The following is an 18078-nucleotide window of genomic DNA, read 5'->3' on the forward strand; positions in this document are numbered from 1 at the left end:
TTTGCAAAACTTAAACATTCGTTTGATGATGTGATGGTAATTTTTTTATGGGTGATTGTCTTGATTCTTTATCTAATAAGGCATGCAAAAACATCGTGGAACGACAGAGGACTCTGGCAGGGTAATGTCGATATACCTTTGAATGACGAGGGGTATCTTCAGGCAAAGAAGCTTGCTCAAAGATTTTCCGGCCTGTCAATAGAGGCAATCTATACCAGCCCTTTATCGAGAAGTTATCAAACTGCAGAAGAAATTTCAAAAGTGCTTTTACAGCAACCAATTGTGGAATCGTCCTTGCGGGAATGTGAAATATCTCTTTGGAACGGTTTGACCATGAGCGAGACACTTGAAAAATATGAAAACCAGTATAAATACTGGTCTATGAATCCGCTTGCTACGGTTGAAGGGGTTGAATCACTTCAAAACGTACAGAATAGAACCGTAAGTGTTATTCAGCAAATATCAAGCTCTCACAGGGGGAATGTCATAGTAGTTTCTCATGCAATAGCTATTAAGATGATTATTTGCTGGGTACTTGGACTGCCAATACCATTTAGCAAAAATTTCAGGATTGAAAATGCCTCGGTGAGCGCACTGGATTTTTCAGATAACCCCAGGCTTATTCTTTTGAATGACACATGCCATCTTTTGTGATGATTGTTGTATTATATAAAAAGGAGGTGCAGATATGAAAACAGAATGGCTTGGCAAGAGAGCCTTCATTTCTTTTACTGATTCAGGCAGACAAGTTTTGATGGACGCTAAGAGAGAAGCAGGAGGACTTCATGCAGCGGCATCACCAATGGAACTGGTCCTTTCTGCCTTAACTGGTTGTACGGGAATGGATGTTGTTTCAATACTTGAGAAGATGAAAGTGCTTGACGATATTGAGAAGTTTTCCATGGAAGTTTCCTCCGAGCGATCCCAGGACCATCCGAAAGTTTATACAAAAATACACCTTAAATATATATTTAAATTCAAAGGTGAAGCACCCGTAGATAAAGTGGAAAAAGCTGTAAATCTTTCTCAGGAGAAATACTGTAGCGTTGCTGGAATGTTGAAAAAAGCTGCCGAAATTACCTATGAAATTGTATATGAATGAGGTGAAAATTTGTGATATTGAGAACTTTCAGGTATGAGGATGTGAGTGTAGAGATTGTTGAGGATGATATAACCAGACAGGAAACAGATATTATAGTAAATGCGGCGAACTCATACTTAAGGCATGGCGGCGGAGTTGCAGGGGCTATTGTAAAAGCAGGTGGCGAGGAAATCCAAAAAGAGAGCGATGAATATATAGAGAAGTACGGTTCGGTGCCTGTTTCTGGTGTGGCGGTGACGGGGGCTGGAAAATTAAGAGCGAGATATATTTTCCATGCCGTTGGACCGGTATGGGGTGAAGGAAATGAGCACGTAAAACTTTACAATACGGTCAAAAATGTTTTGCTTAAGGCTAATGAACTTAGAGAAAAATCCATAAGTATCCCGGCAATAAGTAGTGGTACATTTGGTTTTCCAAAAAAGACTGCGCGGAGATTTTCTTAAGAGCGATTAAAGATTATTTAATATCATGCAAAGATAACTCCCTTAAAACAATAAGAATTTGCAATATAGATCATCAGACCTGCCAGATTTTTTTGGAAACCTTTGAAAGATTCTGGGGGTGGTAACCATTACAGATCAGAAAGAAGAAAAAATTGTCAAACTTTCGATGATTGAATTGATATTGCTCAGTTTTAATACAATTGCTGCGCGGTGCTGGGCAAGACTTGGGCTTGTGAAAGATGAATATGGTGAAATGAGGCAGGATCTTAAAGAAGCCAGAATAGGCATTGATACACTTGATGCTATATTGAAAGCCTTAAATGGGAATATCGAAGATGAGATTTACAGAGAATTAGAAGGTATTGTATCTAACCTAAAACTTAATTATGTAAACCAATATAATAAATCAAAGGGCGAAAAAACGTGAAAAAAGCAGGTATAGTAGGTCTTCCAAATAGTGGAAAATCGACGTTTTTTAACGCGATCACAGATCAAAATGTCCCGGCTGAAGAATATCCATTTTGTACTATTGAGCCAAACAATGGCGTTTTAACTGTTGTTGATGAGAGGGTCAATAAACTTGCGCAGATGGAAGGTTCGCAGAAAATCATCTATCCTTTCATTCAGATCGTCGATATAGCTGGTTTAGTAAAAGGGGCAAGCCATGGAGAAGGCCTTGGAAATCAGTTTTTAGATCATATAAGCAAGGTAGATTTGATTCTTCATGTTGTGCGTTGCTTCAAAATAGATGATGTTTCGCATCCAATGGGTGATGTTGACCCTGAAAGAGATATAGAGATTGTGGAAACTGAGTTGATACTGAAAGATCTTGAGACGATAGAAAAAAGAATGGCCAAGATATCAAAGCAGGCTAAATCAGGGGATATAGATTCGCGCAACGAGCTTATTTTTTTGCAACGATTGAAAGAACACTTAGAAAGCGGGAAATTATCTGTAATGTTTGAAAGAAATGAAAGTGAAAGTAAGATAATAGACTCCCTGTTTCTTCTAACCGAGAAACCCGTTATATATATTGCCAACGTTGATGAGTGGGGTATTGACAGGGAACTAAATAAGAAAGTAGAGCGCGTTGCCAAAAACAAAGGATTCAGTTTTCTGGCAATTAATGCCCGCCTTGAGTACGAACTGAGGCAGATGGAAAAAGATGAAGCAAAAGAATTTCTCGAAGCGTATGGGTTTGAAAAATTCATTAAAGAAAGATTATTTGAAGAGATTAAAAAAAGCTTGAGATTAATATGTTTCTTAACTGCGACAAAAAATGAAGCTCGCAGCTGGGTTGTTCCTGAAAACAGCTCTGCTTACGAAGCGGCAGGACTTATACACACAGATATCCAAAAAGGATTTGCCAGGGCTGAAGTTATCTCTTTCAACGAACTCATAAATTTTTCTTGCATGAAGGAAGCCAAGGAAGCAGGGGCAATAAAAGCTCACGGAAAAGATTATTTGATTAAGGAGGGAGATGTTGTCCACTTTTTATTCCATAGTTGATCTTTTGAAAAATACACCTTTAATAGCAACTGTTTTGTCTTTTCTGGTTGCTCAAACTATTAAAGTGATATTTTCGAAGAGTTTCTCTATGTTCAAAAAATACGGTGGCATGCCAAGCGGCCACGCGGCTGCGATGTCGGGTCTTGCTTTTTCTCTGGCGAGATGTACCGGTTATGATTCACCAGCAACTGCTGTTGCCACTGCATTGCTTATGGTAGTTGTTGCAGATGCTGTTAATTTAAGACCATATGTGAGAGAAGATCTCGGGCACACCTGGCTTCAAGCATTTGCAGGAATTGGTGTTGGCTTTACGGTTGCTCATCTTTTGCCAGCTAAAATTCCATTGTGGTGATTAATATGCCAGCCAAATTGTCTTCAGTAACAGTTGTTGGATTGAATGTAACGCCAATAGAAGTAGAGGTAGATATCGACAGAAAAAGCATTATACATGATGTTGATATAGTTGGTCTCGGTGATACAGCTGTCAAGGAAAGCAAAAAAAGAGTTAAAAGTGCTTTGAGAAACTCTGGATTCAAATTTCCTCAAGGTAAAGTTGTAGTCAATCTCGCGCCAGCTGATTTGAAAAAAGAAGGATCGCTGCTGGATCTTCCAATAGCTGTTGGAATATTACAAGCATCTGGAGTTTTGCAGAGAGCCGATATTCTTGCCCTCGGGGAACTTTCTCTTGACGGAAAGATAAGGAGTGTTCGCGGAATTTTAACTACCCTGCTCTTTTTAAGTGAGATTCATTATGAAGGAATAGTTGTCGTTCCAGAAGAAAATCTGCGGGAAGCTCAAATGGTTGACGGATTAAAATTATACGCGTTTGCGGAACTCAAAGAAGTTGTTGAGTTCATAAATGGAGTTGTGAAATATGAACCAGTATCTTTTAGGGGAATACCTCCAGCTGAGTATGAATCTGAACTTGACTTTGCCGATGTAAAGGGCCAGGCAGTGGCAAAACGGGCACTTGAGATAGCCGCTGCTGGTTTTCATAATGTTTTGATGAGAGGGAGCCCTGGTTCTGGAAAAACAATGCTCGCCAGAAGAATTCCGAGTATAATGCCTCCGATGACTGATGATGAAACTATAGAAGTTCTGAAAATCTACAGCACTGTTGGAATGATGAACTCGAATCGAATCTTCAGGCCATTTCGTTCCCCACATCATACTGCCTCGAGTGTTGCCATAATTGGTGGAGGAAACGATGCGAAACCAGGAGAAGTCACACTTGCACATAACGGTGTCTTATTCTTAGATGAATTTCCGGAATTTCGCAGGGATGTTATTGAAGCATTGAGGCAACCTCTCGAAGAAGGTACTGTTACCGTTGCAAGGGCAAAAATGACGATAACATATCCAGCGCGCTTTATGCTTGTTGCTGCAATGAATCCCTGCCCATGTGGGAATTACGGTGATCCAAAAGCAGTTTGCAGTTGTACCCCATACGATATAATAAGGTATAACAAGAAAATTTCAGGTCCTGTTCTTGACAGAATTGATATCATAATTCAGGTTCAGAAAATGGAATTTGATGAGTATTTTTCGAAACAGGCATCTGAAAGTAGCAATGAAATAAGAAACAGGGTTATTGCTGCGAGGGAAATTCAATACAGAAGGTACGCCGGTTACAATTTTTCGACTAACTCCAAACTTTCCTCAAAGTTGCTTCGCCACTTTATCCAGCTCGATGACAGAAGCGAAGATATTTTAAAATTAGCTACCATGAAATTTAACCTTTCTAACAGGTCCATCGATAAAATTCTACGCCTTTCTCGTACGATAGCCGATCTCGATAAAAGTGATCGAATAAAGCTTAACCATGTAGCGGAAGCCATCCAGTATAAAACTCAGGATCACCTTTGATCTGAGAATTAATTTTAGCCTCTTAACTATCATGTAACCTAACATAATCTCATTTTGAATACAAATGGTGGAAAATATTATTGTGGCTTTTGCCATTGACAGGAGGTGAGGAAAGATGAGTTGGAAAGGTTGGCTCATCTTGATAGTGGCCCTCTGGCTAATTGTCTCAGTGCTGATACCGAACATCGCAGGCTCAAAAGGAGCAAATCTGGCTAATTTCCTCATCACTGGAATCATTTTTGCTGCTGTCAGTGCCATGGATTTTAAACAGACGAAAACTGTAGCATGGATAATTTTGATTGTAGGAATTTGGTTAATCATCTCGTCGTTCATTCCAAGCATAACAGGCTCAAAGACAGCGGCTATGACGAATGGATTGATTATGGGAATTATCAACCTCATTCTCTCGTTCTTTATGAAAAAATCAAAAGCAAGTTAGGCTAAAAACCCGGCTCTCGCCGGGTTTTTATTTGTCAGGAATACAAAATTCTACGACATCATTTACCTTTATTTTTCCACCACGAAGAACTTTCAGGAAAATTCCCTCTGCTGGCATGACACACCTGCCAACAATTTTTGCTATTTCGCATTTATCATGACATTGTTTGCCAATTTGAGAAATCTCGAGTTCTACTGTTCCAATAATAGCTCTGGTTTTTAGTGGCAATTTCCAAACTTCTACACCTTCAATCGTAATGTTTTCTGCAAAATCTCCAGCATTTACATCAATTCCCCATTTTCTTGCCTTCTCTATACTTTCAATCGACAACATTGAAATCTGCCTATGCCAGTTTCCGGCGTGTGCATCACCTGATATACCATGATTTTCAACCAGAATAACTTCTTCAACTGGTGTTTTCTTCACACCTTTGACCTTGGAAACATTTATTGAAATTATTTTACCGTAAATTTTTGTCATGTACTGTGCTCCTCCTGTAATAACCGTTTCTATGTATTATCAGATGATAGCTCATTTCTTTTCCAGTGGCCAGATTTACCTCCGGATTTTTCCAGGAGGCATATTTTTTCTATAACCATACTTTTATCAATAGATTTACACATATCATAAATGGTAAGTGCTGCAACAGAGGCTGCTGTTAAAGCTTCCATTTCCGCACCTGTCTTTTCTCTACATTTGACTGTTGATATTATTTCTATCGAATTTTGTTCTTCTCTCAAAATGAATTCTATCTCTGCGTGAGTTAAATTGATATTGTGACATAGCGGTATTAATTCAGATGTTCTCTTCGCAGCCATTATTCCAGCAATCTTGGCTGTTGTTATAACATCTCCCTTTTTTACTTCGTTTTCTTTTATTTTAAATAGGGTTTCTCGATTCATCTGAACAATAGCAAGTGCTTTTGCGATTCTTTCGGTGTTTTCTTTAGAGGTTATGTCAACCATCCGAATATTTCCTTTTTTATCAATATGGGAAAAATCCCAGGTCATTTTTTTACCAGCTCCCTTTCCAGAAACTCAAATTCACTTTGCATTCTACCAAATTTTCACCGGTCAATGACACTGAGATATCTTTCATAATGATCCGGGGCTATTGTCACTATTACCGAATTCTCTGGCATATTCTGAGCGATCCTCATAGCAACCGAAATGTTTGCTCCACTTGATATTCCTACTGTTAAACCTTCTTTGTGCAATAAAAATTTGGTTGTTGCAATAGCTTCTTCGTCTTCAACAGTTACTATTTCGTCTATAACACTACGATCCAAAATTTTTGGGATAAAGCCAGCCCCAATACCCTGTATTCCATGCTTCCCGGCTACACCTTTCGAAAGCATAGGAGATTTTGCTGGTTCGACTGCAACGATTTTGACTTTTTGCCCGTAAAGTTCTTTAAGCAATTTTCCAACACCTGTTATAGTGCCTCCTGTTCCAACTCCTGCTACAAATACATTGATATGATAATTAGTTTGTCTGAGTATCTCGCAGGCGGTGGTAATTCTATGGGACAGAGGATTGTAGGGATTTTCGAATTGATTTGGCATATAACCACCTGTTTCATCTCTTATTTCAATTGCTCTGTCTATTGCTCCTTTCATCCCTTTATCAGAAGGAGTCAAAATTACATCAGCGCCTAAAGCCCTCAAAAGAGATATCCTTTCCTTGCTTACATTTTCTGGCATGGTAAGAATAACTCTGTAACCTTTTAAAGCTCCTATGCCGGATAGAGCTATGCCTGTATTCCCGCTTGTTGGTTCAACAATCACATTGTTTTTAATTTTTCCGTGTTTCTCTGCTGCTTCTACCATAAAAAGTGCTGGCCTATCTTTAATACTGCTCCATGGATTATACTTTTCAAGTTTCACAAATACTTTCGGTTCGCTCTTTAACCTGATCATTGGTGTGTTGCCTATCAAATTGAGCATTGAAAACCTCCTTTCTCAAAATTTTTGCCGGGATTCCAACCGCAAGGCTATTTTCTGGAACATTGTGCAAGACCACTGCATTGGCTCCAATGGTTGCTCTGTCTCCAACGCTTATCGGTCCTAATATTTTTGCTCCAGCACCTATAACAACATCTTTTCCAATATCTGGATGTCTCTTGCCCGGGCAAACTTTTTTTGTTCCCAGTGTAACACCGTGATAAATTAATGTTCCTTTTCCAACCGTAGCGGTGCTCCCAATTACAACACCAATACCATGATCGATTACTACTCCCGGTTCAATGGTTGCTGCAGGATGAAGGTCCATAGAGAAAAGTACTCTTGAAAAGTAATGAATGACGTGGGCAAGAATTTTGAGTTTGTGTCTATAAAAAAAGTTCGAGAATCTGTAGCATACTAAACCATGGAAGGAAGCGTTAAAAAATAACACATGGAATCTACTCGTTGATGAGGGATCAAGTTTTAAATAATAAGCTATATCTTCGGAAATAGCTCTAAAAACATTGATGAAATCTGACCAGAATCTGAATATTCGCACCCCAGCAACATATAAACACCTCCAAATTTAGTCTAATTTGAGTTTAACTTATAATCTTAAAGTTTGTGTTTCAAAGTTCTGATATTCTGGAATGGGAGGTGTCAGAATGAAAACTAAGGTAATTGTCCTTGTGATTGTAGTTGTAGCTTTGTTTTTGTATCTTGCGACAGGTGTTTATCAGGTTAATCCGTCGCAGGTTGCCTTAGTGAAAACTTTTGGCAAATATAGCCATACATCCGGACCGGGTATACATTTTCACGCACCATTTCCATTTCAGACTCATGTGATTGTTGATGTACAAACGGTCAGAAAACAGGAAATTGGATTCAGAACGGTGAGACCGGGGCAATATGTACAAAAACAGGATGAAGCTTTGATTTTAACCAAAGATGGGAATATAGTTAGTGTTGAAGCAGTTGTTCAGTACAGAGTAAATGATCCAATAAAATTTGTTTTTAATGTTGAAAATCCCGAAGAACTTGTAAAATTTACAACTGAATCAGCTTTGAGAGATAGGATATCAAAAAGAACAGTGGATGATATTCTCACTTCAGAAAGAGATACCGTTGCGTATGAAACCCATCAAATTGCGCAGCAGCTGCTGGATCAATATGATGTAGGTGTAACAGTGCTGAATGTTTTACTTCAGGAAGTTGTCCCACCGCAACCGGTTATAGCGGCTTTCGATGATGTAAACAACGCAAAGCAGGACAAAGAAAGATACATTAATGAAGCAACAAAATATGCAAATAATTTAATACCTTCTGTCGAAGGTGAAACAAGAAAAATAGTTCTTGATGCGGAAGCTTATGCTCAGCAAAAAGTTTTGCAAGCTGTTGGTGAAACCCAAAGATTCCTGAGTATTTTAAAAGAGTACGAAACCTCTCCAGAAATAACTGAAATAAGATTAAAGATCGAAACACTCGAAGAAGTTTTACCGAAAGCAAAAAGAATTATATTGCTGAGTGACGCACAAAATATCGCCCTGTTAAACTTTGAGGATTTGATAGGTGGTGGTTCTAAATGAAAAAGATAGCGATTTTGATCAGTTTGGCAATTATAGTGGTGATAGCTATTATTTTTCTTGGCTTTTCGTTTTTCATAGTCGATCAAACTGAGTATGCCATTGTATTGAGATTTGGTGAAATAAGAAAAATTATATCGGAACCCGGGCTTTATTTGCGAACCCCGTTTGTTGATAATGTTGTCAGATTTGGAAAAAGGTATCATATTTACGATATACCTGTTGAAAAAGTGATCACTCTGGATAAAAAAACTCTGCTGGTTGATTCTTATGCTATCTGGAGAATAGATGACCCAAAGAGATTCATTGAATCAATTAAAACTGTATCTCTTGCGCTTTCAAGAATAGATGACGTCGTTTATTCTGGCCTGAGAAACACGCTTGCAAAACTTGACTTCGATGATATCGTTACGGGTGAACGGGAATATCTGGCAGATATAACGAATTTTTCCAGAAGTAATCTTGCTGATTTCGGTATTGAGATTATAGACGTTCGTGTAAAGCACACCGATTTACCGACTGAAAACCAGCAGGCTGTTTTCGAGAGAATGAAATCAGAGAGGCAGAGTATAGCAGCATTGATAAGAGCAGAAGGACAAAAAGAAGCTCAGAAAATTAGATCAGAAGCAGAGAAAAAGGCTACCATATTGAGAGCTGAAGCAGTAAGTGAAGCTGAAAGAATAAGAGGAACAGGAGAAGCGAGCGCCACCAGAATATATGCAGAAGCCTTCGCTGCAAATTATGATTTCTATAGATTGCTCAGAACTCTTGAAAGTTATAAATCGATTATTCCTGATAGCGTGGTTCTGGTAGGTGAAGATCTTAGTATACTGGATCAGATGAAATAATTGAGATGGAGCTGAAGCTCCATCTTACTTTTTATTTAATAATATTACTATTTTGATACGTTTTATATTAGATATGGATTTATTATAATTTCCTTGAAATTTGTGTGCTATATTTAACATGGAGGTGATTTTGATGGGTATACCACTTTTGGGTGAAAAATTTCCGGAAATGGAAGTTCTCACAACACATGGAAAAATAAAACTTCCAGATGTTTATAAGGGAAAGTGGTTTGTGCTTTTCAGCCATCCGGCAGATTTTACACCGGTTTGCACAACAGAGTTTATAGGCTTTCAGAAGAGATATGATGAATTTAAAAAATTGGGAGCAGAGTTAATAGGTTTAAGTGTTGATCAGGTTTTTTCTCATATCAAATGGGTAGAGTGGATCAAAGAAAAAGTTGGAGTTGAGATCGAATTTCCAATTATCGCAGACACAGGAAAAGTAGCCGAGACCCTCGGTATGATTCACCCTGCTAAAGGCAGCAATACTGTGAGAGCCGTTTTTGTTGTTGATCCTAATGGTGTTATCAGAACTATTCTTTATTATCCGCAAGAACTTGGTAGAAATATAGACGAAGTTGTTAGAATTGTTAAGGCATTTCAAATAGCAGACAGGAACAAAGTAGCTATGCCGGCAAACTGGCCAGAAAATGAATTGTTTAAAGATGAAGTTATAATTCCACCGCCAACGACAGTTGAAGAGGCGAAAAAGAGAAAAGAGCAATATGAATGCCTGGATTGGTGGTTATGTCATAAGAAAATTTGAAAATTGCCCCGGGCTTGTCGCTCGGGGTTTATAATATACTCAGGAGGTTGATTGAGATGATAGGTCAGATTATCTTGAAAGCTCTAAACGAACAGATAAAAAAGGAACTTGATTCTGCATATCTTTATTTATCAATGGCGGCTTATTTTGATTCCGAAAATCTCGAGGGAATGGCACACTGGATGAAATTGCAGGCCAAGGAAGAATTCAACCATGCTATGAAATTCTACAATCATATCAATGAACGTGGAGGAAAAGTAGAGTTTTTCGCCCTTGAAAAACCCCCCATGGACTGGAAAGATCCATATGAAGTTTTCAAAAATGTCTACGAACACGAGAAGAAAGTTACTGAAAGCATACACAACCTTGTTGACCTTGCAAAAAAAGAAAACGATCATGCGACTTACTCTATGCTTATGTGGTTTGTTGATGAGCAGGTTGAAGAAGAAGCAAATGCATTGAAGATTCTGGAAATTCTGGAGAAAATCAAGGACAATTCTGTTGGTATAATAATGCTTGACAGACAACTTGCCAGCAGGGAGTGAGAAAATGTTTAATATTGACGAGATATTCGAAATTGCTGAGCAAATCGAGAGAAACGGAGTAATTTTTTATACAAGAGCGGCCGAAAAGTTTTCGGAATACACGAAGAAATCAGTTTTCTTAAATCTTGCAGACATGGAAAGAAAGCACGAAAAAAGATTTCATGAGATGAGATTAGAACTTGCAGGAAAAGAGAGGGAGATCTCTCAATTTTTAGATCCGCAAGGTGAGGCGATTCAGTACCTCAGATCAATAGCAAACAGTAAGGTTTTTGATCTGATTTCTGATCCTGAAACTAAATTCAAAAATGTGCAATCAATTTCCGATCTTTTAAGAGTGGCTATAGATATAGAAAAAGACTCTATTATTTTTTATCTTGGAATAAAGGAAGCAGTGAACGAAAAACTTGGCAAAGAAAAAATAGATCTAATAGTAAAAGAAGAAATGCAACATGTGGCGACTCTAACAGATTTGCTGGAGAGTTTATGAAAGGGGTAGTTTATGGTTAGTAAAGAGCAGGTTCTTGATGCGTTGAAAAATGTTATTGATTTCGAACTTGGTCTTGATATTGTGAGCCTCGGACTTGTTTATGATATTTCTGTAGACAGTGATGACAATGTTTCCGTGACCATGACTATGACTACACCGGCCTGTCCGCTGGCAGGAATGATTTTGCAAGATGCCGAAGATAAAATAAGGCAGATAAATGGCGTTAAGGATGTAAAGATTGATCTCACTTTTGATCCACCCTGGACGCCAGACAGAATGAGCGAGGATTTGCGAGAAAAACTTGGTATATGACATTCAGGCAACTTTACATACTGATGAAAAATATGCTGGAAAGTGCCTCTGATTCACCTGCAACGGAGGCACTTTTGTTGTTGTCAAAGGTTGGAAACATGACCAAGGAGCAGATTTTGCTTTTATTTGAGGACGAAGTTCCTTATTCAATATCAGAAAAGGCTTTCAAATTAGCTGAATCACGCGCTTCTGGGATTCCTTTGCAGTACATAACAGGGAAGTGTTATTTCTACGGCCTGGAGCTTTCTGTCGAAGAGGGTGTTTTTATTCCGCGCGTTGAAACAGAAGTGCTGGTAGATATTGCACTTGATATTATCGGAAAGAACAAGCTTTCTACTGTATTGGATATTGGAACCGGATCTGGTGCCATCGCCCTTGCTATTGCATTGAACACTAACTGTAAAGTTTATGCGTCAGATATCAGCAAAAAGGCACTTTTAACAGCTATGAAAAATGCAGCTGATTACGCCGCAAAAATAGAGTTTTTCAGAGGTGCTTTTCTAACCCCTGTTAAACACATAATAAATGAGATACAGCTGATTGTTTCTAATCCTCCTTATATTCCTGTATCTTCAAAGTTACCGAAAGATGTTATGCATGAGCCGCATGAAGCACTTTTTGCAGGCAATGATGGACTTGACTTCTATAGACAAATTTTTTCAGAGCCAGATCTTTTGAAAAACAAAATACTGATCATGGAATTTTCTCCAGATCAAAAAGAAGAGATACAGAAAATTTGCAACTATTTTGGAAAAATTTCATTTTTTAAAGATCAATTTGGAAAAATTAGATTTTTTTCTCTGGCTGTACAGTAGTAAAATACTTCGTGAGACTAACGATACGGAGTGAATAAACGTTGAAGAGGCTTTTAGGTTATGCAAAACCATATTTCTGGTTTTTTGTGCTTGCAATAATAACAGTTCTTATAGCCGCTGTTATTGATCTTTTACCACCGCAATTCATCAGAATGGCAATAGATAATTATATGAATAACCCTGAGCTCAGTGCTGATCAGAGATTGAAAGGTGTTTCTCAGATGGCGCTGATTCTTTTAGGCATATTTGGTATGCAATTTTTACTGGGTTATTTGAGTACATACCTCAATTCTTTTCTGGGAAACAGGATCGTTTACGATATAAGAAGTGATCTTTATGGAAAAGTGCTTGATCTACCTATGTCTTTCTTTGATAAGAACCCATCAGGAAGGATCAATACAAGAATTGTTAATGATACTCAGAATATCCAGGAATTCTTCTCAACAGTTGTAACGGCTATGGTTAAGGACGTATTCCTGCTTGCAGGAGTCATTTTTTTTATGCTCAGAATAAGCTATAGACTTCTTGCAAACATAGGGTTTATGTTTCCCGTAATAGTACTTGCCATATTTTTGTTCAGGTATTTCGATTTAAAAGTTTACAGGCAGGTACGAACCAATCTTGCAAGAGTCAATGCTTATCTTGCTGAACATATTAGTGGAATGAGTGTAATAAAACTGTTTCGGGCAGAGAAATATAAAGCTGTAGAATTCGATTCTGTGAATAGAGATCTTTATCGTTGCCTGGTAAAACAGCTCTATGTTTTTGCTATCTTTAGACCATTTATAGACTTCATACATTACCTCGTACTTAGTTTCGTAATATGGTTTGGTGCAAAGTACATAGTTGGTGGAACTATACAGTTTGGCGAATTGTATGCCTTTGTCGCGTATATCGATACTTTTATGAGACCGTTGAGTGATATATCCGAAAAATATGATATAGTTCAAAATACTGCGGCATCCTGCGAAAAGATATTTTCGCTTATGGATGAAAAACCAGAGCCCCTCGGAAATCCAAATAATACTGAATTCATAAAAACAGGCCAGCTTACTTTCGAAAATGTTTGGTTCAGTTATAATTCTGAAAAATGGGTGCTAAAAAGTGTGAATATTTCTTTCAAACCTGGAGAGCTTACAGCTATTGTTGGTGAAACTGGTGCGGGAAAAACATCTCTGATGAACCTGATAAATGGTATGTACGTGCCTCAGAAAGGAAGAATTTTAATTGATGGAAAAGAAATGTTTGATTACGATCTCAGGAAAATTAGAAAGCAGATTGCCGCGGTCCCACAGGATGTTGTTCTTTTTTCTGGCACTGTTTTTGATAACATCAGATTGTTTCACGAAGAATATTCAAGAGACCAGGTCATAGAAGCACTGAAAAAAGTTTACGCTTATGACGTGATTAACAAGCTTGGTAACGGCATAGATACAAAAATAATCGAAAGAGGGTCTACACTGTCGGCGGGAGAAAGACAACTTATTGTACTTGCGCGTGCTGTATTGTTTGATGCAAAAATCCTGATTCTCGATGAAGCCACAAGTAATATCGACGTTGAAACAGAATCAAGGATTGAAAAAGCTGTCAAAGATTTGTCAAAGGAAAAGACAGTTATAATGATCGCTCACAGATTATCCACCGTAAAGGGAGCGGATAGAATAATTGTAGTTCACGATGGTAAGATAGTTGAAGAGGGCAAACACAGCGAGCTGCTTTCAAAAAAAGGAGTCTATTACAAACTCTATCAAATACAATTTGCATAGAAAATGCTGTTTTCAAAAAGTTGTATCTTTTAATGAATAGACATATCCGTTTTCTGTCTGCCTTACTTCTATAGCATCAAAAAATGCATATGAACCTGATAGATCATATCCAAGGATTTTGTCAAGAGTGTTGACGATTGTGCCTGAACTTTTTCCGGCAAAATTGCTTGTAACGTTAGAGAAGAATGTCATTTTTTCAATCAATTTTTCACTTGATTTTGAAAAAGAAGCCACCGCTTGATTTATAGACAGCGAAAATATGAGTGCTGCTATTGCGATAACAAAAAGGCTTATAATCAACTCGATTATAGAGTAACCTTTCATCTTAATCTCAATCCTTCGAGCAAAATAGCTCCTGTCATTGGAGAGAATCCCCTCCTTGCTGAGTACAACCGGTTGTCAAAAATGTTGAACTCTTTCAAGCCTTTGCTTCCATCCCACGTTGCTGTAACAGCTTCCGAGGCAATAGAGCCAAAAACAACTCTGTAGCCAAGCCCCTTGAAATTTCTGTAGTCAACCTCCAGAGTTGGAATCAATACGTTATTTCCATGTCCGGGTTTCCTGGTTCTGTCCCAATACATGGTAAAGACACTCATATCTAATCTTATATTTCTAATCTTCGAGCTGATTTTGTATCCATCATGCCAGGGGGTTGATATATCGCCTGTTGTTATGAAATTTAAATGATCTCTCGTGCTTGTCTGTGACAATTTCTTATACCATGCGTCCCAGAAACTTTTTCCATCGACAAGTTCAGAAGTCGGGCTCCCATCAGTGAGTTTGAGTCTACCGACAACATTTCTTTGATTTGGAATAGGCGTACCATCATAGAAAAATGGGTTCATGTATACTGTATAACTTGCATTTGATGTTTCGACGATCATTGTTGAATCATCGCGTGCGCTGTAATATTCAACATCGCTGTATATATTAACCACGTCCCATGGTGTCTGTTCTTGCTGTCTTCCTTTATTTCCCATCACGAGAACAGTCCAGTCTCCCATGAACACATTCTTGATCCATTTATTTTTCTCTCCCAATGCAATAGACGAATTGGTCGTATCACAAAAAAGACCAAGAAATCCATTAAATGATGGCAAATTTGCAGTATACACGTTTGTATCTCCATTCGGTTTTGTTTCAGTTGCCACGATAGTTACAGGTACATTTGGAGGACCGGGATAAGGGATCAAAAGCTCTACTTCATAATTACTGTTATCTGATCTGAATTTGCCATCGTATCCGTAAAATTTAACTACCTGGGTATCTTCACCGTTGATTTTTTGAATAGTTGAAGTCATTATCAGATCTTCAGGCTGGTTTCCGGGGTCTTTTGAGTAAGTTAAAATTAAGCCTGCTGGGTTTTCAGGTGCCTGAAGCTGTCCGGTAACAAGATCGATTATATCTACTTTATCGATTGCGGCCATCTGAGCTTCCCAATAAGTTTTTCCCTGATAGGCATTTTTGAATGCAGCAACATCCTCATCGGAAAGGACCACTCTACCGCCTATGAAAATATTCTCTTCATTGAGATTTGAGTATTTTCTGAGCAATCGATAAAAAGTTTTTCCATAAAATCTCGGACCCGGGTTTCCTCCTATGCCAAGTCCGCCTTTTCCATTATCATCGACTCCAAACCAGCTTGGTCCATCTATTACTTCACCCGTGCTATAGTAAGCGTAAGAAGGTATTCCGTTTGGTAAGAAAACAGCATAGTTAAAAAATCCCTCAGGGCCAGTAAGTGCCCAGCACCAGGATGAATCTACGTTCACATAAAGAAGCACTGACCAGGATCGCTCGTTAGATTCAGAAAAAGCAAGAACTTTCACTTTCGAAAGATCTGCGTTGATTAAACCTCGTTCTTTGCTCTTATTCAAAGCTTTCTTCAAATCAGAGTCAGTGCTGCCTGTTAGGAGCAAATTTTTGGCAACCGTGAATGTTATCTCTTCTGCATCTCCTTGGAAAAAACTTTGCCAGATTGTTTTTTCTACCGGTCCAGAGCTGCTAATTATGAATTCTTTTGCCGCGTCGAACTCTTGAGATTGAGGATGATCTGCAAGATAAAAACCGTTTGCAACACTGTATCTACTTCTTAAATATGCTGCCGCTGTTGCAAGGATTTTGAGAGCATCTGATTGATTTTCCATCTTCTGGATCGTTAAAGAAACCTTCCTTGTAGTTGCTTCAACTTGAGAAAATATGGCAATAGCTACTATCGATGATACAAAAACAAGTAGGATGCTCAAGACAACCACATATCCACCCTTTGATTTCACGGTGATCACCTCACTCCAGGTGGGTAAATCGTCGATTCAATTACAAGATTAGAATCTTTATTGAAAGGATTTCTCGTCTTAGCAGTTAGTTTTACAGGCAAATCTATTTCTGATGAAGGATCAGCTTTTTCAAACCTAATTTCGACATTTTCAACTTTAATTGTTTCTGAAAGGTTGTTCTCGTAATACAGAACCGTGTTTTCGTCGGCTACCTGAAGTTTGGCGTTGATTTTCTCGCCCGCAATTATTATATCAAAGGTTATTTCTGTAGAAGATGCTATTTTTACCGATATAGCATCCCCTGATGCCCTCAAAAGATATTGAGTAACTTTATTTGACGCTTCGGTGAGTCTTTTAAGCGCGTCGAGTACTTCAATATTTTGTTCTGCTTTTTTTAAATAATCATTCAGCACAATTGACAAAACTATCAAGAAAACCGAAAACACGGCCAGTACAATAAGTAATTCAAATAAACTGAATCCTTTTTTCAAATACCTTACCTCCTGTGCCTTCATTTTATCACTTTTTGTTTAATTGATGGAATTGAATGAGAATTTATGTTACAATCTCACAGGTTTCTGTTATAATGTTAACACGGAGTGAGTTTCGAAAAAACGTACTTTTCAGAAGGGGAGGTGTACCCGTAAAGGGTGAAAATATGGCGAAAAAGAAAATACTTGTTGTCGATGACGATCCGTCTATCATCGAGTTAGTGAGTTACAATCTGGCACGCGAAGGTTATGATGTTCTTAAAGCTTATGATGCAGAGGAAGCTTTAAAGGTTGTTGGGAACGAATCTGTTGACATGTTCATAGTGGATATCATGTTACCCGGAATGGACGGTTTCGAACTCGTCAGGCAGCTCCGTTCCATGGAAAAATACAGGAACACACCTGTAGTTTTCTTGAGCGCTAAAGGCGAAGAATTTGACAAAGTGCTTGGTCTGGAGCTTGGAGCAGATGATTATATTACGAAGCCATTCAGTATTAGAGAAATGATAGCTCGAATTAAGGCTGTTTTCAGGAGAATACAGCTGAGCGCACAGGAAAGAGAAGAAAGGCCTAAAAAGATAGTAGCAAAAGGTTTAGAAATTGACGTTGAAAGATATGAAGTTAAAGTCCATGATCAAAAAGTTAGCCTGACACCTCTTGAATTTGAGCTATTGAGATTTCTCGCAGAAAACGAGGGCAAAGTTTTCAGCAGAGATGTTCTTTTAGATAAGCTCTGGGGTTATGATTATTACGGAGACACACGAACTGTGGATGTTCATATAAGAAGATTGAGAACAAAAATTGAAGAAGATCCATCAAATCCAAAGTATATAATTACAGTTAGAGGAAAAGGCTACAAATTCAGAGACCCAGGGAAGGAAGAATAAT

General features: G+C 38.2%; 24 protein-coding genes. 17 read left to right on the forward strand and 7 right to left on the reverse strand.

Annotation, left to right across the window (positions count from 1 at the left end; genetic code table 11):
* Positions 1-51 precede the first annotated feature (51 nt).
* The 8 genes from TLET_RS04940 (at position 52) to TLET_RS04975 (ending at position 5359) form a co-directional block, all read left to right on the forward strand.
* Positions 52-654 carry a histidine phosphatase family protein gene (locus TLET_RS04940; protein WP_407635793.1) on the forward strand — a complete coding sequence of 201 codons (603 nt, stop codon included), beginning with the start codon at positions 52-54 and terminating at the stop codon, positions 652-654.
* 34 nt (positions 655-688) lie between these two features.
* Positions 689-1102 carry an OsmC family protein gene (locus TLET_RS04945; protein ID WP_012003011.1) on the forward strand — a complete coding sequence of 138 codons (414 nt, stop codon included), beginning with the start codon at positions 689-691 and terminating at the stop codon, positions 1100-1102.
* Between the two features lie 11 nt (positions 1103-1113).
* Complete coding sequence (locus TLET_RS04950; protein WP_012003012.1) at positions 1114-1545, forward strand: macro domain-containing protein; 432 nt, start codon at positions 1114-1116, stop codon at positions 1543-1545.
* Positions 1546-1663: 118 nt separating this feature from the next.
* On the forward strand, positions 1664-1972 hold the full coding sequence (locus TLET_RS04955; protein ID WP_012003013.1) for a DUF1844 domain-containing protein: 309 nt from the start codon (positions 1664-1666) through the stop codon (positions 1970-1972).
* Positions 1969-3054 (forward strand): redox-regulated ATPase YchF, encoded by a 1086-nt coding sequence (gene ychF, locus TLET_RS04960; RefSeq protein WP_012003014.1) that lies wholly within the window; start codon positions 1969-1971, stop codon positions 3052-3054. Before TLET_RS04955 ends, ychF begins: the two co-directional genes overlap by 4 nt.
* Positions 3026-3406 (forward strand): divergent PAP2 family protein, encoded by a 381-nt coding sequence (locus TLET_RS04965; RefSeq protein WP_038051162.1) that lies wholly within the window; start codon positions 3026-3028, stop codon positions 3404-3406. The genes ychF and TLET_RS04965 overlap by 29 nt, the downstream gene beginning before the upstream one ends.
* Positions 3407-3411: 5 nt before the next feature.
* Positions 3412-4920 (forward strand): YifB family Mg chelatase-like AAA ATPase, encoded by a 1509-nt coding sequence (locus TLET_RS04970; protein ID WP_012003016.1) that lies wholly within the window; start codon positions 3412-3414, stop codon positions 4918-4920.
* 115 nt (positions 4921-5035) lie between these two features.
* Positions 5036-5359, forward strand: coding sequence for an SPW repeat domain-containing protein (locus TLET_RS04975; protein WP_012003017.1), 324 nt, complete (start codon positions 5036-5038; stop codon positions 5357-5359).
* 27 nt (positions 5360-5386) lie between these two features.
* On the opposite strand, the gene TLET_RS04980 is transcribed toward TLET_RS04975, so the two are convergent.
* Genes TLET_RS04980 through cysE form a run of 4 tightly spaced genes read right to left on the reverse strand, consistent with a single transcriptional unit; the run spans position 5387 to position 7860 of the window.
* Positions 5387-5839 carry an MOSC domain-containing protein gene (locus TLET_RS04980; RefSeq protein WP_012003018.1) on the reverse strand — a complete coding sequence of 151 codons (453 nt, stop codon included), beginning with the start codon at positions 5837-5839 and terminating at the stop codon, positions 5387-5389.
* 29 nt (positions 5840-5868) lie between these two features.
* On the reverse strand, positions 5869-6369 hold the full coding sequence (gene moaC, locus TLET_RS04985) for a cyclic pyranopterin monophosphate synthase MoaC (RefSeq protein WP_012003019.1): 501 nt from the start codon (positions 6367-6369) through the stop codon (positions 5869-5871).
* Between the two features lie 56 nt (positions 6370-6425).
* Complete coding sequence (cysK, locus tag TLET_RS04990; RefSeq protein WP_012003020.1) at positions 6426-7304, reverse strand: cysteine synthase A; 879 nt, start codon at positions 7302-7304, stop codon at positions 6426-6428.
* Entirely contained in the window at positions 7234-7860 is a 627-nt protein-coding gene (gene cysE / locus TLET_RS04995) for a serine O-acetyltransferase (protein ID WP_012003021.1), read from the reverse strand. Before cysE ends, cysK begins: the two co-directional genes overlap by 71 nt.
* Before the next feature lie 106 nt (positions 7861-7966).
* Between cysE and hflK the strand changes: the two genes are divergently transcribed.
* The 8 genes from hflK to TLET_RS05035 all read left to right on the forward strand — a co-directional run bounded on the left by hflK (position 7967) and on the right by TLET_RS05035 (position 14423).
* On the forward strand, positions 7967-8887 hold the full coding sequence (gene hflK, locus TLET_RS05000) for an FtsH protease activity modulator HflK (RefSeq protein WP_012003022.1): 921 nt from the start codon (positions 7967-7969) through the stop codon (positions 8885-8887).
* Positions 8884-9732 carry a protease modulator HflC gene (gene hflC, locus TLET_RS05005; RefSeq protein ID WP_012003023.1) on the forward strand — a complete coding sequence of 283 codons (849 nt, stop codon included), beginning with the start codon at positions 8884-8886 and terminating at the stop codon, positions 9730-9732. The genes hflK and hflC overlap by 4 nt, the downstream gene beginning before the upstream one ends.
* Before the next feature lie 133 nt (positions 9733-9865).
* Positions 9866-10498: a peroxiredoxin gene (locus TLET_RS05010; RefSeq protein WP_012003024.1), complete on the forward strand. Its 633-nt coding sequence runs from the start codon at positions 9866-9868 to the stop codon at positions 10496-10498.
* Positions 10499-10554: 56 nt separating this feature from the next.
* On the forward strand, positions 10555-11043 hold the full coding sequence (locus tag TLET_RS05015; RefSeq protein ID WP_012003025.1) for a ferritin: 489 nt from the start codon (positions 10555-10557) through the stop codon (positions 11041-11043).
* Positions 11044-11047: 4 nt separating this feature from the next.
* A complete protein-coding gene (locus TLET_RS05020) occupies positions 11048-11530 on the forward strand; it encodes a ferritin-like domain-containing protein (RefSeq protein ID WP_012003026.1) in 483 nt (160 codons plus the stop codon).
* A 12-nt stretch (positions 11531-11542) separates the two neighbouring features.
* Positions 11543-11842 carry a metal-sulfur cluster assembly factor gene (locus TLET_RS05025; protein WP_012003027.1) on the forward strand — a complete coding sequence of 100 codons (300 nt, stop codon included), beginning with the start codon at positions 11543-11545 and terminating at the stop codon, positions 11840-11842.
* Positions 11843-11874: 32 nt separating this feature from the next.
* On the forward strand, positions 11875-12657 hold the full coding sequence (gene prmC, locus TLET_RS05030) for a peptide chain release factor N(5)-glutamine methyltransferase (RefSeq protein WP_041428568.1): 783 nt from the start codon (positions 11875-11877) through the stop codon (positions 12655-12657).
* Positions 12658-12698: 41 nt separating this feature from the next.
* A complete protein-coding gene (locus tag TLET_RS05035) occupies positions 12699-14423 on the forward strand; it encodes an ABC transporter ATP-binding protein (protein ID WP_012003029.1) in 1725 nt (574 codons plus the stop codon).
* A gap of 12 nt (positions 14424-14435) precedes the next feature.
* Here the strand turns inward: TLET_RS05035 and TLET_RS05040 are convergent, their stop codons facing one another.
* The 3 genes from TLET_RS05040 to TLET_RS05050 are packed head-to-tail and all read right to left on the reverse strand — an operon-like array spanning position 14436 to position 17190.
* Entirely contained in the window at positions 14436-14747 is a 312-nt protein-coding gene (locus TLET_RS05040) for a type II secretion system protein (protein WP_012003030.1), read from the reverse strand.
* Complete coding sequence (locus TLET_RS05045; protein ID WP_148202136.1) at positions 14744-16699, reverse strand: hypothetical protein; 1956 nt, start codon at positions 16697-16699, stop codon at positions 14744-14746. The genes TLET_RS05040 and TLET_RS05045 overlap by 4 nt, the downstream gene beginning before the upstream one ends.
* A gap of 5 nt (positions 16700-16704) precedes the next feature.
* The gene (locus tag TLET_RS05050) at positions 16705-17190 is read right to left on the reverse strand and encodes a type II secretion system protein (RefSeq protein ID WP_028843217.1); all 486 of its coding nucleotides are present in this window, start codon (positions 17188-17190) and stop codon (positions 16705-16707) included.
* Between the two features lie 167 nt (positions 17191-17357).
* Here TLET_RS05050 and TLET_RS05055 point away from each other — a divergent pair, with 167 nt between their 5' ends.
* Positions 17358-18077 carry a response regulator transcription factor gene (locus TLET_RS05055; protein ID WP_028843216.1) on the forward strand — a complete coding sequence of 240 codons (720 nt, stop codon included), beginning with the start codon at positions 17358-17360 and terminating at the stop codon, positions 18075-18077.
* Position 18078 lies beyond the last annotated feature (1 nt).

This window comes from Pseudothermotoga lettingae TMO (assembly GCF_000017865.1).
Taxonomy (GTDB): Bacteria; Thermotogota; Thermotogae; order Thermotogales; family DSM-5069; genus Pseudothermotoga_B; species Pseudothermotoga_B elfii.

Coding starts and splice junctions, on each gene's coding strand:
- TLET_RS04945 (WP_012003011.1), top strand. CDS start 689: ATGAAAACAGAATGGCTTGGCAAGAGAGCCTTCATTTCTTTTACTGAT.
- TLET_RS04965 (WP_038051162.1), top strand. CDS start 3,026: ATGTTGTCCACTTTTTATTCCATAGTTGATCTTTTGAAAAATACACCT.
- TLET_RS04970 (WP_012003016.1), top strand. CDS start 3,412: ATGCCAGCCAAATTGTCTTCAGTAACAGTTGTTGGATTGAATGTAACG.
- TLET_RS04975 (WP_012003017.1), top strand. CDS start 5,036: ATGAGTTGGAAAGGTTGGCTCATCTTGATAGTGGCCCTCTGGCTAATT.
- TLET_RS04980 (WP_012003018.1), bottom strand. CDS start 5,839: ATGACAAAAATTTACGGTAAAATAATTTCAATAAATGTTTCCAAGGTC.
- moaC (WP_012003019.1), bottom strand. CDS start 6,369: ATGACCTGGGATTTTTCCCATATTGATAAAAAAGGAAATATTCGGATG.
- cysK (WP_012003020.1), bottom strand. CDS start 7,304: ATGCTCAATTTGATAGGCAACACACCAATGATCAGGTTAAAGAGCGAA.
- hflK (WP_012003022.1), top strand. CDS start 7,967: ATGAAAACTAAGGTAATTGTCCTTGTGATTGTAGTTGTAGCTTTGTTT.
- hflC (WP_012003023.1), top strand. CDS start 8,884: ATGAAAAAGATAGCGATTTTGATCAGTTTGGCAATTATAGTGGTGATA.
- TLET_RS05010 (WP_012003024.1), top strand. CDS start 9,866: ATGGGTATACCACTTTTGGGTGAAAAATTTCCGGAAATGGAAGTTCTC.
- TLET_RS05015 (WP_012003025.1), top strand. CDS start 10,555: ATGATAGGTCAGATTATCTTGAAAGCTCTAAACGAACAGATAAAAAAG.
- TLET_RS05020 (WP_012003026.1), top strand. CDS start 11,048: ATGTTTAATATTGACGAGATATTCGAAATTGCTGAGCAAATCGAGAGA.
- TLET_RS05025 (WP_012003027.1), top strand. CDS start 11,543: ATGGTTAGTAAAGAGCAGGTTCTTGATGCGTTGAAAAATGTTATTGAT.
- prmC (WP_041428568.1), top strand. CDS start 11,875: ATGCTGGAAAGTGCCTCTGATTCACCTGCAACGGAGGCACTTTTGTTG.
- TLET_RS05040 (WP_012003030.1), bottom strand. CDS start 14,747: ATGAAAGGTTACTCTATAATCGAGTTGATTATAAGCCTTTTTGTTATC.
- TLET_RS05055 (WP_028843216.1), top strand. CDS start 17,358: ATGGCGAAAAAGAAAATACTTGTTGTCGATGACGATCCGTCTATCATC.